Raw genomic sequence first — 19,190 nt, 5'->3', positions numbered from 1 at the left:
CTCGCCCCCGGATTGTCCCCTGACAGCGGTCCGGTCGCTTTCTAGCCTGGCCTGGTCGTTGATCAGCTCAGAGCAGAGCCCAGAGCAGAGAGAGGTCTGCCAACCATGCGCATCTTCGTCGCGGGAGCCACGGGCGCCGTCGGCCGCCGCCTCGTCCCGCTTCTCGTCGCGGCGGGACACGAGGTCACCGGCGGTACCCGCACCCCGGAGGGAGCGGAGCGGCTGCGCGCGCAGGGGGCCTCGGCCGTACGCGTCGACGTCTTCGACGCCGACAGCGTGCACCGGGCGGTCGCGGCCGCCGCCCCCGAGGCGGTCATCCACCAGCTGACCGACCTGGCGACCGGCGACCGCGCCGCGAACGGGCGGATCCGCAGGGAGGGCACCCGCCATCTCGTCGACGCCGCCAAGCGCGCCGGGGCCACGCGTATCGTCGCCCAGTCCATCTCCTGGGCCTACGCGCCCGGCGACGCCCCGGCCGACGAGTCCACCCAGCTCGATGTGGCAGCGGAGCCGCCGCGGGCCGGGATGGTCGGCAGTCTGCGGGCGCTGGAGGAGGCGGCCGCGGAGATCGAGACGCATGTCGTACTGCGTTACGGAACCTTCTACGGCCCCGGTACCTGGTACGCGCGGGGCGGGCCGCTGGAGGCCGCGCTGCGCGGCGAGCAGGCGGCGGGGGATCCGGTGGCGGCGCTGATCGGCCCGCTTGTGGCGGGCGACGCGGTCAGCTCGTTCGTCCATGTCGAGGACGCCGCGCGCGCCGCGGTGGCCGCACTGGACTGGCCGAGCGGCACGGTGAACATCGTGGACGACGAGCCGGCGCCGGCCCGGGCGTGGTTGCCGGCCTTCGCGGCCGCGGTGGGGGCGCCGGCGCCCGCCCCCGCCGTGGACGGCGGCCGGGCGGGCTGGGAGCGAGGGGCCGACAACACCCTTGCCCGCCGGCGGCTCGGCTGGCGGCCGCTCCACCCGACCTGGCGGACGGGCTTCACGGCGCTGTGACCCGACGAAAGACGGCAGGCCCGGCATAAAAAGGTCGGCATAAAAGGGTCGGGGCCCGGCATCCGCCGGGCCCCGACCTGAGAACAGAAGGGATCAGCTCGGATTCCCTGTGGAGACCGTCAGCTCGATGGTGTCGGTCTTCGGGTCGTACGCCTCGTAGTTGCGGTACGTGTAGTTGAGGACGGTGCCCTTGCCCCACAGGTTCTCGTCCTCGGGGGTCACGCGGTACTTCCAGCCCGCGGCCCGGATGCACTTCTTCACCGAGTCGATGTAGAGGTTCTGGAAGTCGGGCACGTTGTAGGCGCCCTTCTGGTCGTACGCCTCCGAGGCGTCGGTGCACTTCTCCGGGTCGATGGTCTTGGTCTTGTCGCCCATGCGGAACCCGGCCGGAGCCGAGGACGCCGAGGCGGGCTTGGTGGTGGTCTCCTTGCCGTCGCCGCCGGCCTGTTCGTCCTTGGACCCGCCGCCGCTGAGGGCGATCACCAGGACCACGGCGAGGACCGCGATCGCCGCGACGACCGCCGAGCCGATGATCACGCGCTTGTTGCCGTTGTCGCCGCCCTGCCCGCCGCCCGAGGACGGGGCCGAGGCGGGCGAGACGGTGTACGGCGGCGGGGTGTTGGCGCCGCCCTGCGCGTACGGCGCGGGGGTCGGCGCCGGCGCCGGGGTCTGGTAGCCCTGCTGGGCCACCGGCTGGTTGGGCGGCGGCGGGGTGGAGGGGCCGAAGCCGCCGAATCCGCCCGAGGACTGCGGCTGGTACGGGGTCTGGACGTTCCCGAGGCCGGGGCCGGGGGGCTGCTGGCCGACCGGCGGGAAGACGGCCGAGCCGACTCCGGAGCCGCTGCGGGCGGGCGGGCCGCCGCTGATGATGATCGGGGAGGCGCCGGTCTGGCCGGTGCGCGAGACGCGGGCGCACTCGTCGCGCATCGCCTCGGCGGTGGGGAAACGCTCGTTCGGGTTCTTCTTCAGGGCGCGGGCGACCAGCGCGTCCACCGCCGGGGGGATGGCCTGGTTGATCGTGGAGGGAGCGACCGGCTCCTCCTGGACGTGCGCGTACGCGATGGCGAGCGGCGAGTCCGCGTCGAACGGCAGCCGTCCCGTCAGCAGCTCGAAGAGCATGATGCCGACGGAGTACAGGTCGCTGCGGGCGTCCACGCCGCGGCCGAGGGCCTGCTCCGGCGAGAGATACTGCGGGGTGCCGACGACCATGCCGGTCTGGGTCATGGAGGTCACACCCGACTGCATGGCGCGGGCGATGCCGAAGTCCATGACTTTGACCACATGACGCTTGGTCATCATCACGTTACCGGGCTTGATGTCGCGGTGGACCAGCCCCATTTCGTGGCTGATCTCCAGCGCGGCCAGCACGTCGGCGGTGATTTTCAGCGCTTTTTCCGTGGGCATCGCGCCGTACTGCCGCGCATCGACGTCGAGGACGGAACGCAGCGGCTGCCCCTCGACGTACTCCATGACGATGTACGGCATCACGGCGCCGTCGATCGTGTCCTCGCCGGTGTCGAAGACCGAGACGATGTTGGTGTGGGTCAGCTTGGCGACCGCCTGGGCCTCGCGGCGGAAGCGCTCGCGAAAGGACTGCTCACGGCCCAGTTCGGTGTGCAGGGTCTTGATCGCGACCTGGCGGTCGAGGACGCTGTCGTAGGCCAGGTGGACGGAGGCCATGCCGCCCTCGCCGAGCAGGTCCCGCAGTTGATAGCGGCCGCCGGCGAGCGATTTCCCCTCGTAGCGGCCTGGTGCGCCCTGCTGGCTCATTTCTTACGTCCCCCTCGGCGCACTCACTACCTTGACGCGCACGTTCTGACCCATTGATCTTCTTGTACTCGATACCCTGGCCCAGTCTGCCCCAGGCCGCGGACACGTCAAGCGACGTGCCCGTTCCGTGACCGGATGTGCAAGAACCCGTCACGCGATTTGCATGGCCCCGCCTACTACAGGTTGGATGGCCGGTCCATCAGGAACCGGCGAGCGGCACGAACCCTGTAGCGTGCCCTAGCAGGAAACCGTACCGCCCGCGAGCGGGGCGATCACGACAGACCCCCCATCCAGATTCAGACGGCGAGGACCGATGGCACCGACCCAGAGCGCCCAGGGGCCCTCCGAACCTGACGCCACCGGGTCCGGATTGTCGGACTCTCCGGAGGCGTGGGGTAACGGCGGGCTGGTCGGCGACGGCCGCTACCGACTCACCGGCCGTCTCGGCCGCGGCGGCATGGCCGAGGTGTTCGCCGCCGAGGACGTGCGGCTCGGCCGTACGGTCGCGGTGAAGCTGCTCCGCGCCGACCTGGCGGAGGACCCGGTCTCCAAGGCCCGCTTCACCCGCGAGGCACAGTCGGTCGCCGGGCTCAACCACCATGCCGTCGTCGCGGTCTACGACTCCGGCGAGGACATCGTCGGCCACGCCGGTTCCATTCAAAGCGTCGTGCCGTACATCGTCATGGAGCTGGTCGAGGGCCGTACGATCCGCGATCTTCTGGTCAACGCCGAGGCGCCGCCGCCGGACCAGGCGATGATCATTGTCTCGGGGGTGCTGGAGGCGCTGGCGTACAGCCACCAGCACGGCATCGTGCACCGTGACATCAAGCCGGCGAACGTGATCATCACCCACGGCGGCGCCGTGAAGGTGATGGACTTCGGCATCGCCCGCGCCCTGCACGGGGCCGCCTCCACCATGACCCAGACCGGCATGGTCATGGGCACCCCCCAGTACCTCTCGCCGGAGCAGGCCCTCGGCAAGGCCGTCGACCACCGCTCCGACCTGTACGCCACCGGTTGTCTGCTCTACGAGCTGCTCGCGCAGCGCCCGCCGTTCGTCGGCGAGACCCCGCTGTCGGTGGTCTACCAGCACGTTCAGGACATGCCGGTGCCGCCGTCCGAGGTCTCCGGCGGTGTGGTGCCGCCGGAGCTCGACGGGCTCGTGATGCGCTCGCTGGCCAAGGACCCGGACGACCGGTTCCAGAGCGCCGAAGAAATGCGCGGCCTGGTGCAGTACGCCCTGCAGATGCTGACCGACGCGGGCGGCCACACCGGCACCTGGAACACCGGCCCGGTCACCCAGCACCTGGGCGGCTCCACGGGCGCGATGGGCATGGCCGGCACCACCGCCCTGCCCCACCCCGGGCACGGCGACACCAGCCAGCAGCCGATCCTGTCGGGCCGGCGCGATGACGACGGCGGCTACGACGGCGGGTACGACAACGGCTCCGGCGGCCGTAGCGGCCGCGGCAAGTTGTGGCTGCTCGCCGTGCTCGCGGTGATCGCCATCGCGGCCGGGGTCGCGTTCGCGATGAACTTCGGCGGCGACAAGAACGACGGGAAGCAGCCGGGCAAGGCGGAGACGTCGACCACGCAGTCCCCCACCAAGGAGCCGACCGAGGAGGCGACGGACGAGCAGACGGAGACGAGCTCGCCCACGGAGACCTCCGGGGACACGGGCGGCTACCCCGGCTCCGCGGAGCCGTCGTCGCCCACGTACACCGAGCCCACGACCCCGTCTCCGACGGACACGGGGACGGGCTCGCCCACCGACGAGCCGACCGATGACCCGACGACTCCGAGCGGCGATGTGACCACCCCGCCGACGACTCCGCCCACGACGCCCCCGACCACGGATCCCACCGATCCGACCGCCGGGGGCGCCGGGGTGACCGGCTGACCCGCTGATCAGCCGGCCGGCTCACTGGAGTTCCGACGGGGCGCGCCTGAGCGAAGGCGCGCCCCGTCGCGTCATCCCTCCTACGAGCCGCTACGAGCCGCTACTAAGAGATATCCCGTAATGCCAGGTCAAACGTGTTTTCCTGTGGGCAGTCGCGGGTCTGGGGTCAGCCGTTGATCTCCAGTTTCAGGTTGTGCAGGGCGGCGATGCCGGCGACGGTGTGGTTGATCCCTTCTCCTTTGCGGCGGCACTGGCGGAGGACCTGGTGGTCCTTGAGGCGCGCGATGGTGTGTTCGGCGACGGCGCGGCGCTTGCGGAATCGCCGGTGATCCCGGTCCTTGATGATCTTCCGGTCGGGCCCGCGCCGGGGCGAGCGGATCCGCTCGATCCCTTGATAACCACCATCGCCGGACAGGTGGGGATGATCGGGCAGGGTCTTGCCGGTGGTCTCCCGGAAGACCACCGCATCGTTGCGGTTGCCCGGCCAGGCGTCGTCGACCGCGACGATGCGGCGGTCACGGGCCCGGCAGACGATCTGCACATTCACACTGCGCCGGTAGTTCTTCGGCTTCTTCGTCTTCTGCTGGTCGTGCACCGGAATGAGGGTGTCGTCCACCAGCCACAGCTCCCGCCGGTCGGCGGGCGGCGGGCCGGGCGGGGCGGCGAGGTGCGGTGCGAGGTCGGCGGTGACCCGGTGCACGGTGGAGTCCGTGGTGGCGAACAGCGCGGCCGGCTGCTCCATGGTGAGGTTCGTGCGGTGGCCCAGGATGACCAGCAGCACCCGGTCACCGAAAGTAAGTGACCAGGGCCGGCCGCACCCGCTGTCCGGGCGGCGCCGCCACAGACGGGTGATCAGGGCATGCAGCTGCGGCCCGGACAGCCCCGTCCACGCCTTCAACTGAGCAGAAGAGCAGGTGGCGGGACGAAGTTCCGTACAACTGACCGTAACCCGAACTGACTTCATGACGTTATGCCTGACGCTGACGCTGACGCTGACGCTGACGCTGACGCTGACGCTGACGCTGACGCTGACGCTGACGCTGACGCTGACGCTGACGCTGACGCTGACGCTGACGCTGACGCTGACGCTGACGCTGACGCTGACGGTCCGGGAGAGAGGGGGGGGAGTGTGGCGGGTCGGTCATCGGCTGTGTCTGGGGCGGGGCGGCGGTTTCGGGGGCCGAACCGGGGTGAGGTGTGGCGGCGGGCGAAGGATGCGCCGGTGTCGGTGATCCGGCTGCCGCTGGTCGTCGCCGATGCGGATGTCCGCCGCCGGGTCGAGCAGTTGTTTTCGGCGATGTGGCAGGTCAAACGCGCCCTGCAGCGTGACGCGCGGGATGTGGTCGACGCCTACTGGGCCGGTGACGTGCGGCGCGAGAGCGACGTGAAGACCTGGCGGGCCGAGCTGGGCCTGTCCCGCACCGGGCTGGAGCACCGCGCGTACCGGCATCTGGAACGCTCAGGCTGGTTGAGCGATCATGTGTCGAAGGCGCTGGTGATGCACCAGGCCGACGAGGTGTGGGCCGGTGTGGCCCGGCACCTGCACCCGGACGCGTCGGGGCGGCGGGCCGGGCGCCCCAGGACCGGGACCTGGTGGGAGTACACCCGCATCCCGGGCCGGGCCCGCTCGCACACCACCGAGCGCAAGTGGGAGACCTTCCGCCTGCACGGCACCCTCGCCGGACACCTGGACACCTTCAGGAACCCCGCGCTGCCGCCCCAGGTCACCACCCCCGCCCAGGCCGCCCGGCTGGTGCCGGGCGTGCGGGTGCTGGCCCAGCCGCGCCGCATGCCCACCCCCGCCCGGCCCACCGGCCGCATCCCCACCGGCACCCTCGACGCCGCAGGCCGCCCCCGCGCGAGGGCGGCGACCTGGTTCGACCACACCGGGCCGCTGACCGTTGTCTTCGCAGGTGGGCCCACTGGACGAGGGGATATCGTCCTGCCGGTGCGGCTTGCGCAAGGGGCCGGACGCTGGCCCTATCTGCTGCACTACCTGAACGACCCGAGCCGGTGGCACAAGATCGACCTGGTGCGCAGGCGGGATCCGGCCGCCCCGGGCGGCTGGGCCTATGAGGCCCATCTGATGATCCTGGCCCCCGGCTACGCCTCCTTGGCCACCCGTATCCGGCGCCGGCAGGCCGCCGCCCTGCAGCGTGTCGGCGGGGTGGACGGCAACGTCTCCAACCTCGCCGTCGTCTCCTTCCCCACCACCCCCGGTGACGCGGGTGACGCGGGGGATGGGCCGGTACGCTCCTCCCGCATCACCCTGAGCGAGCAGGAGCAACACGCCTGGGCCACAGCGCGCAAGAAGGCCCGGGGACGCCAGCGCGCCCTCGACCGCTCCCGCCGTTCGACCAACCCCGCCCAGTACCAGCCCTCCCCCCGCCAACAGACCCGCGACGAACGCCGGGGTGCAGCAGGCCTGCCCCCGAAGGCCGTCGCCGTCCCGGCCGGACCCCGGCGCACCACCGCGACCGGAAAACCCCAGCGGGCCTTCCGCCGCGACACGGTGAGCACCGGCTACCGGAATCTGCGGGCTCGCCACAGTGCCGCGGCTGCGAGTGCGGCCGAGGCCTCCCACCACCGTGCGAAGAAGATCGCCGCCGCTGTGGTCGCCGCCCACGGTCCGAACCTGACCGTCGAGGACTGTGACATCCGTACCTGGTTCCGCCTGTGGGGCCGTGCCTGCTCGGCTACCACCCCCGGACGGCTGATCGCCGCCCTGGCCGCCGAGTGTACGGCCGCCGGCGGGCGGCTCCTGCGCGCCTCGACCTTCACCACCGCCCTGTCCCAGCACTGCCTGTGCGGCCGGCGCGTACCCAAGTCCCTGCGCCGGCGCACCCATGACTGTGACCCGGCCGATGGCGGCTGCGGGCTGCGCGGGGACCGTGACCTGGTCTCCGCCGCTCTGGCCGCCTTCACCACCCTTACCGACCCCGACGACCCCGCCACCGCCCGCCTGGACCACGCCCGCGCCCGTACCGCCCAGATTCTCTTCGCCCAGGGGCTGCAAGAAGCCCTGTCCGAGTCAACCGCACCGAAGTCCGCGCCCTTGGGCCGGACCCGCGCGGCAGCCGAACCCCGCCGCCGGAACATCCTTCCCCGGCAACGGATGGCCTCTGCTCGGCGAAATGCCGGACCCTGCACCGTGGCAACCCCGGATGAGACCCGACCCGCACCCACGCGGCTCAAGGCCCACGCCGGAACGACACGACCGCACACCGGCCGCCCCCGCACACACATGCGGGATAAGTCTTAGCCGCAGAAGGCGTCGCGGACCGCCTCGTACTCCCGCGTCCACCACACCGCCAGGGCCGCCGCCGCGGGGAACAGCGGATCGGCGCGCCGGTCCCCGTCCTGGTAGCGCCAGCGCAGCATCCAGAAGTCGTTGAGCCGCTCCCACCACACCCGGTGCACGGCCGCCGCCATCTCGGCGGCCCCGGCGCCGGTCGCGCGGCGGTACGCCCGCGCGTACGGCCGCACCTTGTCCAGCTCCAGTGGGCCGCCCGGCCGTACGAAGAAGATCGCGGCGGCGCGGACCGCCTCCTCGGCGCGGGGCTGCACCGCGAGCCGGTCCCAGTCGACGATCGCGGCCGGTTCCGTATCGCGGTAGAGAAGATTCAGCGGGTGGAAGTCGCCATGGACCCAGCCGGTGGCCGGGATGGCGTCGGCCTCCGGGCGGCGGTGGGCGTGCCGCTCCAGCAGCGCGCGCCGTTCGACCAGGCGGTGTTCGGCGAGCTCGTCGAAGGGGTCGCGCCGGCGGCGGCCGCGGGTGAGGGTGAGCAGCCGGTCGATGAGCGCGAAGGTGTACTCGGGGTCGGCCGAGGCCTCGGGGGGCTGCCGGTCGGCCGCGCGGGCCACCACGACCTGCTCCAGGCAGGTGTGGACGCGCCCGAGCAGCCCGCCGAGCCGCCATGACTGGGCGGCGGTCAGCTCGCCGCCGACCCGGTGCCGCCCGTCGACCCAGGGGTGCAGGGCGTAGCAGCGGCCGCCGATGACCGCGACGGTGTGGCCGTCGGCGTCGGGGACGGGCGGGGCGACGGGCACCCCGAGCGCCTCCAGTTCCTTGGTCACGCGGTGCTGGCGGTCGATGGCGGCGCGGTCCCCGTCCAGGTGGTGCTTGAGGAAGAACCGGCCGCGGGTGGTGGCCAGGCGGTAGCCGCGGTTGAGCAGGCCCTCGGCGACGCGATCGCAGGACACCGCCTCGCCGGGGCCGTCGTAGCGGCGCAACAGCGCGCTCAGGGTTTCCCCGTCGGGAGCGGTCTCGGCGGAGGTTACATGTGAGCGCGGCACGCGCCAGATGTTAGATCAACGAGCGTGGGCCGGATGGCGCGAGTTGACGCGGGGGTCCGCTCAGTGCTTCTGCGGCTGGGTCTTCCGGCCCTCGGCCGGGGCCCTGTCCCGCGCCTGGTCCCGCGCTTGGTCCCGCGTCTGGTCCCGCGTCTGGTCCCGCGTCGAGGCCTGGGCAGTGGCCTGGGCGGGGGCCGCGGCCGGGGCCTGCGCCTGGGCCTGTAGCCGGGCCACGTACGCGGCGGCCTGCGAGCGGCGCTCCATGCCGAGCTTGGCCAGCAGCCCGGAGACATAATTCTTGATCGTCTTCTCGGCCAGATGCAGCCGCTCGCCGATCGCGCGGTTGGTCAGCCCTTCCCCGATCAGCAGGAGGATCCGGCGCTCCTGCTCGGTGAGGCCGGCGCTCCGGTCGTCGCCCAGTCCACCCGCGCCGGCGTTCACGCCCGCCCCGGCACCTGTGCGCAGCCGCTCCAGCATGCGGGCCGTGGCGGCCGGGTCGAGCAGGGAGCGGCCCGCGGCCACGTCGCGTACCGCCGTGAGCAGTTCGCCGCTTCCGACGTCCTTGAGGACATAGCCGTAGGCGCCCGCCATGATCGCGTCGATGAGGGCCGCGTCGTCGGCGAAGGAGGAGAGCATCAGGCACCGGATGTCCGGGTGGCGGGCGCGGAGCGCACGGCAGACCTCGACGCCGCTGCCGTCCGGCAGCCGTAGATCCAACAGGGCGACATCGGGGTGCGCCGCGGGGATCCGGGCCAGGGCCTCGGCCACGGTGCCCGCCTCGCCGGCCACCACCATGTCCGGCTCACCCGAGAGGAGGTCATGAACACCGCGTCGTAGGATTTCATGGTCGTCGAGTAGGAAAATGCTGATTTTTCCTTCTTCGCGCACGAATCCAGTCTCACACACTGGGCCTTCCGGTGTCCTCAATGTCTTTTCGCGCCGTTGGGTGGGGAGATAACGTGCGGTTGTTCCGGCGGACTGCGGGGCTGTGACCAGTGATTGTTCCGCTTCTGCGCGATTTACTTGGAAATCCAAGCAAAATTGCAGGTCAGAAGGGGTTTCGCAGAGATGCGACCCACTGGGTAACGTGCACTTTGCAGGGCCAGCCGCCGGGATACCTGTCACGCCCGGTCGGTCTTCGGCGCACCCACCCCGTGCGCTGTCGCCGAGCGAGCGAGCCGCAACTGGCCGCCGGCGGACCCCGGGGGCCGGACAGACGGAGGAGCACACGTGACCGTGGAGAGCACTGCAGCGCGCAAACCGCGCCGGAGCGGAGCCAAGCGCACCAGCGGGAAGCGCGGCGTCAACCAGCCCGAGCTCGTCCAGCTGCTGACCCCCGAGGGCGAACGGGTCGAACACCCCGAGTACTCCCTGGACCCCACCCCCGAAGAGCTGCGTGCCCTGTACCGGGACATGGTGCTGACCCGGCGCTTCGACGGTGAGGCCACCACGCTGCAGCGCCAGGGCGAGCTGGGGCTCTGGGCCTCGCTGCTGGGCCAGGAGGCCGCCCAGATCGGCTCCGGCCGGGCCCTCCAGGACGACGACTACGTCTTCCCCACCTACCGCGAGCACGGCGTGGCCTGGTGCCGCGGCGTGGACCCGGTGAACCTGCTGGGCATGTTCCGCGGCGTGAACCACGGCGGCTGGGACCCCAACAGCAACAACTTCCACCTCTACACCATCGTCATCGGCTCGCAGACGCTGCACGCGACCGGCTACGCGATGGGCGTGGCCAAGGACGGCGCGGACAGCGCGGTCCTGGCCTACTTCGGGGACGGGGCCTCCAGCCAGGGCGACGTCGCCGAGGCCTTCACCTTCGCCGCGGTCTACAACGCCCCGGTGGTCTTCTTCTGCCAGAACAACCAGTGGGCCATCTCCGAGCCCACCGAGCGGCAGACCCGCGTCCCGCTCTACCAGCGCGCCCAGGGCTTCGGCTTCCCGGGCGTACGGGTCGACGGCAATGACGTCCTGGCCTGCCTCGCGGTCACCAAGGCCGCGCTGGAGCGGGCCCGCACCGGCCAGGGCCCCATGCTCATCGAGGCCTTCACCTACCGGATGGGCGCCCACACCACCTCCGACGACCCGACCCGCTACCGCCGGGCCGAGGAGCGGGAGCTGTGGGAGACCAAGGACCCGATCCTGCGGCTGCGCACCCACCTGACCGCCCAGGGCCTGGCGGACGACGCCTTCTTCGCCGAGCTGGAGGAGGAGAGCGACGCGCTCGCCAAGCGGGTGCGCGACGTGGTGCGGGCCATGCCCGACCCCGACGACATGGCGCTCTTCGACCACATCTACGCCGACGGGCACCCGCTGGTCGACGAGGAGCGGGCGCAGTTCGCCGAGTACCAGGCTTCGTTCGCTTCCGCCGAGGAGGGCAACTGACATGGCCGCCCAGAAGATGTCGCTCTCCAAAGCGATCAACGCGTCGCTGCGCAAGGCGCTGGAGAACGACCCCAAGGTCCTGATCATGGGCGAGGACGTCGGCAAGCTCGGCGGGGTCTTCCGCATCACCGACGGCCTCCAGAAGGACTTCGGAGAGGACCGGGTCATCGACACCCCGCTCGCCGAGTCCGGCATCGTCGGCACCGCCATCGGGCTCGCGCTGCGCGGCTACCGCCCGGTGGCGGAGATCCAGTTCGACGGGTTCGTCTTCCCCGCGTACGACCAGATCGTCACGCAGCTCGCCAAGATGCACGCCCGGTCGCTCGGCAAGGTCAAGCTGCCGGTCGTGATCCGCATTCCGTACGGCGGCGGCATCGGCGCGGTCGAGCACCACAGCGAGTCGCCCGAGGCGCTGTTCGCGCATGTCGCCGGGTTGAAGGTGGTCTCGCCCTCCAACGCGTCCGACGCCTACTGGATGCTTCAGCAGGCCATCGACAGCGACGACCCGGTGATCTACTTCGAGCCGAAGCGCCGCTACCACGACAAGTCCGAGGTCGACACCGCGGCGATCCCCGACCCGCTGCACGCCGCCCGGGTGGCCCTGGCCGGGACCGACCTGACGCTCGCGGCGTACGGCCCCATGGTCAAGGTCGCGCTCGACGCCGCCGCCGCGGCCGCCGAGGAGGGCAAGTCGCTCGAGGTCGTGGACCTGCGGTCGATGTCGCCGATCGACTTCGACACCCTTCAGCGGTCCGTCGAGAAGACCCGCCGACTGGTCGTCGTCCACGAGGCACCGGTCTTTTTGGGCACTGGCGCGGAGATCGCCGCACGGATCACCGAGAGGTGCTTCTATCACCTTGAGGCCCCGGTGCTGCGGGTCGGCGGTTACCACGCCCCGTACCCGCCGTCGCGGCTGGAGGACGAATACCTCCCGGGCCTCGACCGGGTGCTCGACGCCGTCGACCGCGCGTTGGCGTACTGAAGGGCTTGAGGAGAGTCGTGACCATGGCTGCAACCGATCAGCGCTTCCGTGAGTTCAAGATGCCCGATGTGGGCGAGGGGCTCACCGAGGCGGAGATCCTCAAGTGGTACGTGGCGCCGGGCGACAGGGTCGCCGACGGCCAGGTGGTCTGTGAGGTCGAGACCGCGAAGGCGGCGGTCGAGCTCCCGATCCCGTTCGACGGTGTGGTGCACGAGCTGCGCTTCGGCGAGGGCACGACGGTCGACGTGGGCACCGCGATCATCTCGGTGGACACCCAGCCGGGCGCGGGAGACGCGGCTGCCCCCTCGGAGCCCGCCGCCGCCCCCTCGGAGCCCGCCGCCCAGGCCGAGCCCGCCAAGCCGGCGGAGGACGCCGAAGCCGCCGAGACCGCCGGATCAGGGGGTCGCCAGGCCAACCTGGTCGGCTACGGCGCGGCGCCCTCGTCCACCAAGCGCCGTCCGCGCAAGCCGCGGCCCGGCGTCGGGGCGGCGCCCGCCCGGGGCGTCCCGGCCCAGCCCGCCCCTGCCCCCGCTGCCGCCGCCCCGGCTCCGGCCCCGGCGGCGCCTGCCCCTGCTCCCGCCCCTGCCCCCGCGCCGCTGCCGCAGGCCGAGCTGAACGGCCATGCCAAGGCCGCGCGCCCGCTGGCCAAGCCCCCGGTCCGCAAGCTCGCCAAGGACCTGGGCATCGACCTGGAGACGGTCACCCCGACCGGCCCCGAGGGCACCATCACCCGCGAGGACGTCCACGCGGCCGCGGCTCCCGCGCCCGCCGCCGCGGTGCGGCCGCCCGTGGCGGAGCCCGCCGTGGCGGCCGAGGCGGCCGCGCCCCCGGCCGCCTTCGCGGGCCGGGAGCGCCGGGTGCCGGTCAAGGGCGTACGGAAGGCCACCGCCCAGGCGATGGTCAGCAGCGCCTTCACGGCCCCGCACGTGACCGAGTTCATCACCGTCGACGTCACGCGCACCATGAAGCTCGTCGCCGACCTCAAGCAGGACCCGGACCTGGCGGGGCTGCGGGTGAACCCGCTGCTGCTGGTCGCCAAGGCCTTCCTGGTGGCCATCCGGCGCAACCCGGACGTCAACGCGGCCTGGGACGAGGGCGCCCAAGAGATCGTCTACAAGGACTACGTCAACCTCGGTATCGCGGCCGCCACGCCCCGGGGACTGATCGTCCCCAACATCAAGGACGCGGGCTCGCTCACCCTGCCCGAACTGGCGTCCGCACTCGGCGAGCTGGTCTCCACCGCCCGCGAGGGCCGGACCAGCCCGGCGACGATGTCCGGCGGCACGGTCACCATCACCAACGTCGGCGTCTTCGGCGTCGACACCGGCACCCCGATCCTCAACCCCGGTGAGTCCGCGATCCTCGCCTTCGGCGCGGTCAAGCTCCAGCCGTGGGTCCACAAGGGCAAGGTCAAGCCGCGCCAGGTGACCACCCTCGCGCTGTCCTTCGACCACCGACTGGTCGACGGCGAGCTGGGCTCCAAGGTGCTCGCGGACATCGCGGCCATCCTGGAGAACCCCAAGCGCCTCATCACCTGGGGCTGATTTCCGACCCAGTACGACTCGAGCCTCTTTTCAGGGCTCGGTTCGCCGCGGCCCGGCTGCTTCGCGCGGCCGGGCCGTGGGTGCGTGGGCGACGCGACCGCGTTCCATATCTCGGACGGTCCATGCCACGCATACCTGTTGTATCTATGATGTGCGCATGCCTCAGGCTCCCGTCCCCGTCAGCCCGACCGCCAAACAGCCACCCGCCGCCGAACGCGTCTACGCGCATGTCAAACAAGCCGTCCTCGACCGCCGCTACGAGGGCGGCACGCTGCTGACCGAGGGCGATCTCGCCGAGGCCGTCGGCGTCTCGCGCACGCCCGTGCGCGAGGCCCTGCTCCGGCTCGAGGCCGAGGGGCTGCTCAAGCTCTACCCGAAGAAGGGCGCCCTGGTGCTGCCCGTGTCCGCGCAGGAGATCGCGGACGTCGTCGAGACCCGGCTGCTGGTCGAGCAGCACGCCGTCGCCAAGGTCGTTCCGGCCGGGCCGCGGCTGATCGCCCGGCTGGAGGAGCTGCTGGAGGAGCAGAAGGGGTACGCGGCGGCCGGGGACCTGAGCGCCTTCGCGGTCGCCGACCGGTGCTTTCACGCCGAGATCGTACGGGCCGCGGGCAACGGCATCCTGGCCCAGCTGTACGACCAGCTGAGGGACCGTCAGCTGCGGATGGGCGTGGCCACCATGCACGCCGAGCCCGGCCGCATCGCCAAGAACATCACCGAGCACACCGAGATCCTGACCGCCCTGCGCTCCGGCGACGCCACGGCCGCCGCCGGGCTGGTCGAGCGCCACGTCAGCTGGGTGAACAACCTCGCCCGGGGTGAGGAGCGATGAGCAGCACCGTCCGGCTGCCCGGCGATCCGCCCGGCGGGCGGCGTGCCGCCGCCGTCTGGGGCATCGGGGTCGCCGTCTACTTCATGGCCATCACCTACCGCACCAGCCTGGGCGTGGCCGGCCTGGACGCCGCCGAGCGGTTCCACATCAGCGCCTCGGCGCTGTCGACGTTCTCGATCCTCCAGGTGCTCGTCTACGCGGGCATGCAGATACCTGTCGGCCTGATGGTCGACCGGCTGGGCACCAGGAAGGTGCTCGCGTTCGGCGTCGTGCTGTTCACCTGCGGTCAGCTCGGCTTCGCGCTCTCCCACTCGTACGGCCTCGCGCTGGCGTCCCGCGCGCTGCTCGGCTGCGGCGACGCCATGACGTTCATCAGCGTGCTGCGGCTGGGCTCGCGCTGGTTCCCGGCCCGCCGCGGGCCGCTGATCGGGCAGGTCGCCGCGCTGTTCGGGATGGCGGGCAACCTGATCTCGACCCTGGTGATCGCCCAGGCGCTGCACACCCTTGGCTGGACCCCGACCTTCGCGGGCAGCGCGATCGGCGGCGCGGTCGTCCTGGTCCTGGTGCTGGCCTTCCTGAAGGACCATCCGGAGGGGTACGAGCCCGTCCCGGCCACCCACGCCGGCGCCGGCTTCGTCCGCCGGCAGATCGCGGCGGCCTGGCGCGAGCCCGGCACCCGCCTCGGCATGTGGGTGCACTTCACCACCCAGTTCCCCGCGATGGTCTTCCTGCTGCTGTGGGGGCTGCCCTTCCTGGTGGAGGCCGAGGGGCTGTCCCGCGCGTCCGCCGGCGAGCTGCTGACCCTGGTGGTGCTCTCCAACATGGCGGTCGGCCTGGTCTACGGACAGGTCATCGCCCGGCACCACGCCGCCCGCGCGCCGCTGGCCCTCGGCACGGTCGGGGCCACCGCGCTGCTGTGGGGCGCCGTGCTGGCCTGGCCCGGCGACCACGCGCCCATGTGGCTGCTGATCACGCTGTGCGTTGTGCTCGGCACCTGCGGACCCGCCTCAATGATCGGCTTCGACTTCGCCCGGCCCGCGAACCCGCCGGAGCGGCTCGGGACCGCCTCGGGCATCGTCAACATGGGCGGCTTCACCGCCTCGATGACCACCCTGCTGGCCATCGGCGTACTGCTCGACGCGACCGGGGGCAACTACCGCGCCGCCTTCGCCTCGGTGTTCGTGCTACAGGCCATCGGCATCACGCAGGTGCTGCGGCTGCGCGGGCGGGCGCACCGGCGGGAGCGCGAGCGCGTCGTCGCGAGCCGGGTCGAGGCGGTGCACGTACCGGCGTGACCCCGCCCGTCCCTTTCCCTTTGAGCCAGTTGAGCCAGTTGAGCCAGTTCCCTTTGAGCCGGCTTCTTGAGGCAGCTTCTTGAGGCAGTACACGCCCTGAGGCCCTTCGGAGGCCTCGGGGCGCTTCAGGCCGTGACCGCGAAGTGGCCCAGGATCGCCTCGGCCAGCTGCTGATCGCCCTCGATCTTCAGCTTGTCGGCGACCGCCTCCGGCCGCACCCGCCCGCACGCCAGGCGCAGATACGTCTCCCAGTCCACCCCGAGCGTCACGGACGGCCCCAGCGAGACACTGCCGTCGATGGTGGCCCGGCCCTCGGCGTCGACCCGGACCGTCCGCATGAACTCCAGCGGGCCGTTCACATCGAAGACCACCGCCGAGCCGGGCGCCGCCCCCGCGTCCTCGGCGACCACCTTCGGGAGCGCGGCCAGCAGTCGGTCCCGGGCGATCGTCGCGCCCGGCGAGTCGAGATTGCCCGGCTGCCCGAGCGCCCGCCGCAGGTCCTGCTCATGCACCCATACGTCGAAGGCCCGCGCGAGCAGGGCCTTCTCCAGGGCCATCTCGCCCCCGCCGGGCCAGCGCACCATGGTGTCCGGCTGGCGCTTCTCGTTCCGCAGCTGCCGCGTGCGGCGGATGATGGTGTACTCCAGCTCGGAGGTCATCTCCGGCGCGGTGTGGCAGCGCCGGACGTCGACCTGGACCTCCATGTAGCGCGCGTGCTCGTTGGTGACGTGGTACAGGTCGCGCGGCAGCGAGTGGATCGGGCGCGGATCGCCGAGCATCTCGCACTCGAGGCCGATGACATGCGAGACCACGTCGCGCACCGACCATCCCGGGCACTCGGAGGCCCGGTTCCACTCCCCTTCGACGAGCGGATTCACCAACTCGAATATCGCTTCGACGGAATGGGTCCAGGCGTCGATGGAAGTCTGCAGGCTGGGATGGACGGTCACGGGACCCCTCGGGCGGTTGGTACGCGGGCTGGGTGCTTGTGTGTGCGTTTAAGTTACGCTGCGCACGAGCACCCCGGGAGTGCTTTCGGCTCTGATCGTAGGCCCGGATTGGCCGCTCGGTCGCTGAGGGCGGTGGTAGGGTGCGCGCCTCCCTGCCACAGATCCGGATGAATTCGGACGGGCCGGTTGAAATCCATGGGATGTTGCCTCAGCCGGCGATATGGCGGTAGCCGGTGACTTTCTCGGGCGCCGGCAGGAGGGCCACCTGGACGGTGCTGCCGGGGCGCGGGGCGTGGATGACCTTGCCGCCTCCGATGTAGAGGGCGATGTGGCCGTCGCCGTTGGACAGGACCAGGTCGCCGGGGCGCAGCGCGGCCCGGGTGGTGGCCTCCCCGGCGTAGCGCTGGGCCCACGTGGTGCGGGGAAGCTTGACCCCGGCGGCCTGCCAGGCCCGCATGGTCAGGCCCGAGCAGTCGTAGCCGCGGGGGCCGGTGCCGCCCCAGGCGTAGTCCTTGCCGAGCTGGGCGCGGGCGTAGGCGACGGCCTTCGCGGCCGGGCCCGTGGCGTGCTGCTTGGCGGGCTTCTCAACGGGCTGCTTGGCGTGCTTCTTGGTGTGCTTCTTGGTGTGCTTCTTGGCGGTCTTCTTGCCGCTGTCGGCAGTGTCGTCGGTGCTGTGCTCGCTGTCGGCCGACGCCGGTTGCTCGACGGCGTCCGCGGGCACCGTCCCGGGCAGGTTCAGGGTGTCGCTGGCGTAGATGAGGGTCGAGCTGCCCAGCTCGTTCAGGTGCTGAAGCGTCTTGACGGTGGTGTGGTTCTTCTCGGCGAGGCCGTACAGCGTGTCGCCGGAGACCAGCACCACCGTGGTCGGCTTGGCGGGCTCGACGGTGCCCGGCCGGGCGTCGGCGCCCCGGTCGGCCTTCTTCTCGTCCTTCGGCCGCTCGGCCGGGGCCTGCGCCTCGGCCGGCGGAGCCAAGGTCACCTGCCGTGAAGGGGAGGGCGACTGCGCTGTGGCCCGGTCGCCCGGCCCGTGCACGGCCAGCAGCGCCCCCGCCAGGACCGCGAGGACGGTCAACACCGCCAGAGCGCCGGTGCGCACCGCCGCCCGGGCCACAGCGGCCAGCGGCCCTCGCCGCGCGGCGCGCGGCTTGGCGTGGGCGGCCGATGACGACCCGGTACGGCCCTTGGCGGCCCGTATGTGCTCTCCCACCACAACCTCCTTCGCGGAGCCCCTGGCTCGGGGCATGAAAGAGAGGCTGCTGGGGCGCGAGGGTGTCCGGCAACGCATGGGCCGTCTGGGACAGTCCGGATCTGTCTGCGCAGCTCAGGCCCCCTTCGGACACCTGACATCGCCGACTGTCAGAGGGAGTTGGGACCATCCGGGCATGCAATTCGACGACCCCACCGAGATGCGCCGAGAGTGCGTCGAACGGCTCGGCGAGAAGGCCGGCCGGCAGTTCGCCGCCATGGCCCGCCGTGGCTTCCGGCTGGACTCTCCGACAGACGACGCCCAGGCCACCGGCCGCTGCCGGCTCGGCGGCCCCGCCCTGCTCGAACCGGGCACTCCCTGGCCCGAAGTCGGGGGCATCCCGCTCTCCTTGCACGCCGTCCTCGACACCGACGCCCTCGCCCCCTGGCTCGGGGACGAACTGCCCACGCGGCCGGGCCTGCTCAACTTCTTCTATCTCGACCCGGACCTGCCGTACCAGGAGTACTCGAGGCTGGACGACGAGCCCGAGGCGTGCCGCGTCATTGCCGCGGACCCGGCACGGGCGGTCGAGACCGCCGCCCCCGCACCGGCGAGGAGCTATCCGGCCACCCCCGTCCACGCGGCCGGGGTCACCATGCTCCCGGACGCCTGGGACGTCGAGGACGGCGACGTCGAGTTCGACCGGGACGAGCACTGGGGCGCGGCCTCGCTCATCCTCGACGCGATGGGCGACCTCCACGGGAACACCTCCGGCAACCACTGCGCCTTCGGCTGGCCCGACACCTCGTACGCGATCTGGGTGACCCACCGCGACGACGACGGCCCGGCCGTCCATCTGCTCCAGCTCCCGGAGGACGGGGACCTCGGATGGGGCTGGGGCGACGCCGGGACGATGTACTTCACGATCCCCGCGAAGGCGTACGCGGCGGGGGACTTCAGCAAGACCCAGGCGGACATGCGCTGCTGCTGAGTCCCGCCCCCACACGGCGGACGGCCGCCGTCGCCGCCGAGATCCCGTCAGGTCAAGACGACCGGACGGGAT

At 71.8% G+C, this 19,190-nt stretch carries 15 protein-coding genes and 1 pseudogene; 10 read left to right on the top strand and 6 right to left on the bottom strand.

Features of this window, described 5'->3' with window-relative positions:
* The first annotated feature begins 105 nt into the window (after positions 1–105).
* Positions 106–996 carry an NAD-dependent epimerase/dehydratase family protein gene (locus ACWY4P_RS25970; RefSeq protein WP_456202725.1) on the top strand — a complete coding sequence of 297 codons (891 nt, stop codon included), beginning with the start codon at positions 106–108 and terminating at the stop codon, positions 994–996.
* Between the two features lie 93 nt (positions 997–1,089).
* On the opposite strand, the gene ACWY4P_RS25965 is transcribed toward ACWY4P_RS25970, so the two are convergent.
* Positions 1,090–2,766 carry a protein kinase domain-containing protein gene (locus ACWY4P_RS25965; RefSeq protein WP_456202724.1) on the bottom strand — a complete coding sequence of 559 codons (1,677 nt, stop codon included), beginning with the start codon at positions 2,764–2,766 and terminating at the stop codon, positions 1,090–1,092.
* Between the two features lie 313 nt (positions 2,767–3,079).
* On the opposite strand from ACWY4P_RS25965, the gene ACWY4P_RS25960 reads away from it, so the two are divergent.
* Positions 3,080–4,666, top strand: coding sequence for a protein kinase domain-containing protein (locus ACWY4P_RS25960; RefSeq protein ID WP_456202723.1), 1,587 nt, complete (start codon positions 3,080–3,082; stop codon positions 4,664–4,666).
* A 166-nt stretch (positions 4,667–4,832) separates the two neighbouring features.
* On the opposite strand, the gene ACWY4P_RS25955 is transcribed toward ACWY4P_RS25960, so the two are convergent.
* On the bottom strand, positions 4,833–5,564 hold the full coding sequence (locus ACWY4P_RS25955) for a transposase (protein WP_456202722.1): 732 nt from the start codon (positions 5,562–5,564) through the stop codon (positions 4,833–4,835).
* A 64-nt stretch (positions 5,565–5,628) separates the two neighbouring features.
* Between ACWY4P_RS25955 and ACWY4P_RS25950 the strand changes: the two genes are divergently transcribed.
* Positions 5,629–5,898, top strand: coding sequence for a hypothetical protein (locus tag ACWY4P_RS25950; RefSeq protein ID WP_456202721.1), 270 nt, complete (start codon positions 5,629–5,631; stop codon positions 5,896–5,898).
* Positions 5,889–7,928, top strand: coding sequence for a transposase (locus tag ACWY4P_RS25945; RefSeq protein WP_456202720.1), 2,040 nt, complete (start codon positions 5,889–5,891; stop codon positions 7,926–7,928). Before ACWY4P_RS25950 ends, ACWY4P_RS25945 begins: the two co-directional genes overlap by 10 nt.
* Here the strand turns inward: ACWY4P_RS25945 and ACWY4P_RS25940 are convergent.
* Together ACWY4P_RS25940 and ACWY4P_RS25935 are read right to left on the bottom strand one after the other, a co-directional pair.
* Positions 7,925–8,962, bottom strand: coding sequence for a phosphotransferase (locus ACWY4P_RS25940; protein ID WP_456202719.1), 1,038 nt, complete (start codon positions 8,960–8,962; stop codon positions 7,925–7,927). The two genes, ACWY4P_RS25945 and ACWY4P_RS25940, sit on opposite strands and share 4 nt — an antisense overlap.
* A 210-nt stretch (positions 8,963–9,172) precedes the next feature.
* Positions 9,173–9,847, bottom strand: a pseudogene (locus tag ACWY4P_RS25935) (response regulator); the annotation flags it as partial.
* 342 nt (positions 9,848–10,189) lie between these two features.
* Here ACWY4P_RS25935 and pdhA point away from each other — a divergent pair.
* The 5 genes from pdhA to ACWY4P_RS25910 all read left to right on the top strand — a co-directional run bounded on the left by pdhA (position 10,190) and on the right by ACWY4P_RS25910 (position 15,991).
* Complete coding sequence (gene pdhA, locus ACWY4P_RS25930) at positions 10,190–11,341, top strand: pyruvate dehydrogenase (acetyl-transferring) E1 component subunit alpha (RefSeq protein ID WP_456202718.1); 1,152 nt, start codon at positions 10,190–10,192, stop codon at positions 11,339–11,341.
* A gap of 1 nt (position 11,342) precedes the next feature.
* Positions 11,343–12,323, top strand: coding sequence for an alpha-ketoacid dehydrogenase subunit beta (locus ACWY4P_RS25925; protein WP_456202717.1), 981 nt, complete (start codon positions 11,343–11,345; stop codon positions 12,321–12,323).
* Positions 12,324–12,346: 23 nt separating this feature from the next.
* On the top strand, positions 12,347–13,867 hold the full coding sequence (locus ACWY4P_RS25920) for a dihydrolipoamide acetyltransferase family protein (RefSeq protein WP_456202716.1): 1,521 nt from the start codon (positions 12,347–12,349) through the stop codon (positions 13,865–13,867).
* A 157-nt stretch (positions 13,868–14,024) separates the two neighbouring features.
* Positions 14,025–14,696 carry a GntR family transcriptional regulator gene (locus ACWY4P_RS25915; protein WP_456202715.1) on the top strand — a complete coding sequence of 224 codons (672 nt, stop codon included), beginning with the start codon at positions 14,025–14,027 and terminating at the stop codon, positions 14,694–14,696.
* Positions 14,693–15,991, top strand: coding sequence for an MFS transporter (locus ACWY4P_RS25910; protein WP_456202714.1), 1,299 nt, complete (start codon positions 14,693–14,695; stop codon positions 15,989–15,991). The genes ACWY4P_RS25915 and ACWY4P_RS25910 overlap by 4 nt, the downstream gene beginning before the upstream one ends.
* Positions 15,992–16,116: 125 nt before the next feature.
* Here ACWY4P_RS25910 and ACWY4P_RS25905 read toward each other — a convergent pair whose 3' ends face one another.
* Together ACWY4P_RS25905 and ACWY4P_RS25900 are read right to left on the bottom strand one after the other, a co-directional pair.
* Complete coding sequence (locus tag ACWY4P_RS25905; protein WP_456202713.1) at positions 16,117–16,941, bottom strand: maleylpyruvate isomerase family mycothiol-dependent enzyme; 825 nt, start codon at positions 16,939–16,941, stop codon at positions 16,117–16,119.
* 208 nt (positions 16,942–17,149) lie between these two features.
* Positions 17,150–18,148: a C40 family peptidase gene (locus ACWY4P_RS25900; RefSeq protein ID WP_456202712.1), complete on the bottom strand. Its 999-nt coding sequence runs from the start codon at positions 18,146–18,148 to the stop codon at positions 17,150–17,152.
* 175 nt (positions 18,149–18,323) lie between these two features.
* Here ACWY4P_RS25900 and ACWY4P_RS25895 point away from each other — a divergent pair, with 175 nt between their 5' ends.
* On the top strand, positions 18,324–19,118 hold the full coding sequence (locus tag ACWY4P_RS25895) for a DUF1963 domain-containing protein (RefSeq protein WP_456202711.1): 795 nt from the start codon (positions 18,324–18,326) through the stop codon (positions 19,116–19,118).
* Positions 19,119–19,190 lie beyond the last annotated feature (72 nt).

The organism is Streptomyces sp. LZ34, from assembly GCF_053890475.1.
This window is presented reverse-complemented; position numbering and strand designations above follow the sequence as displayed.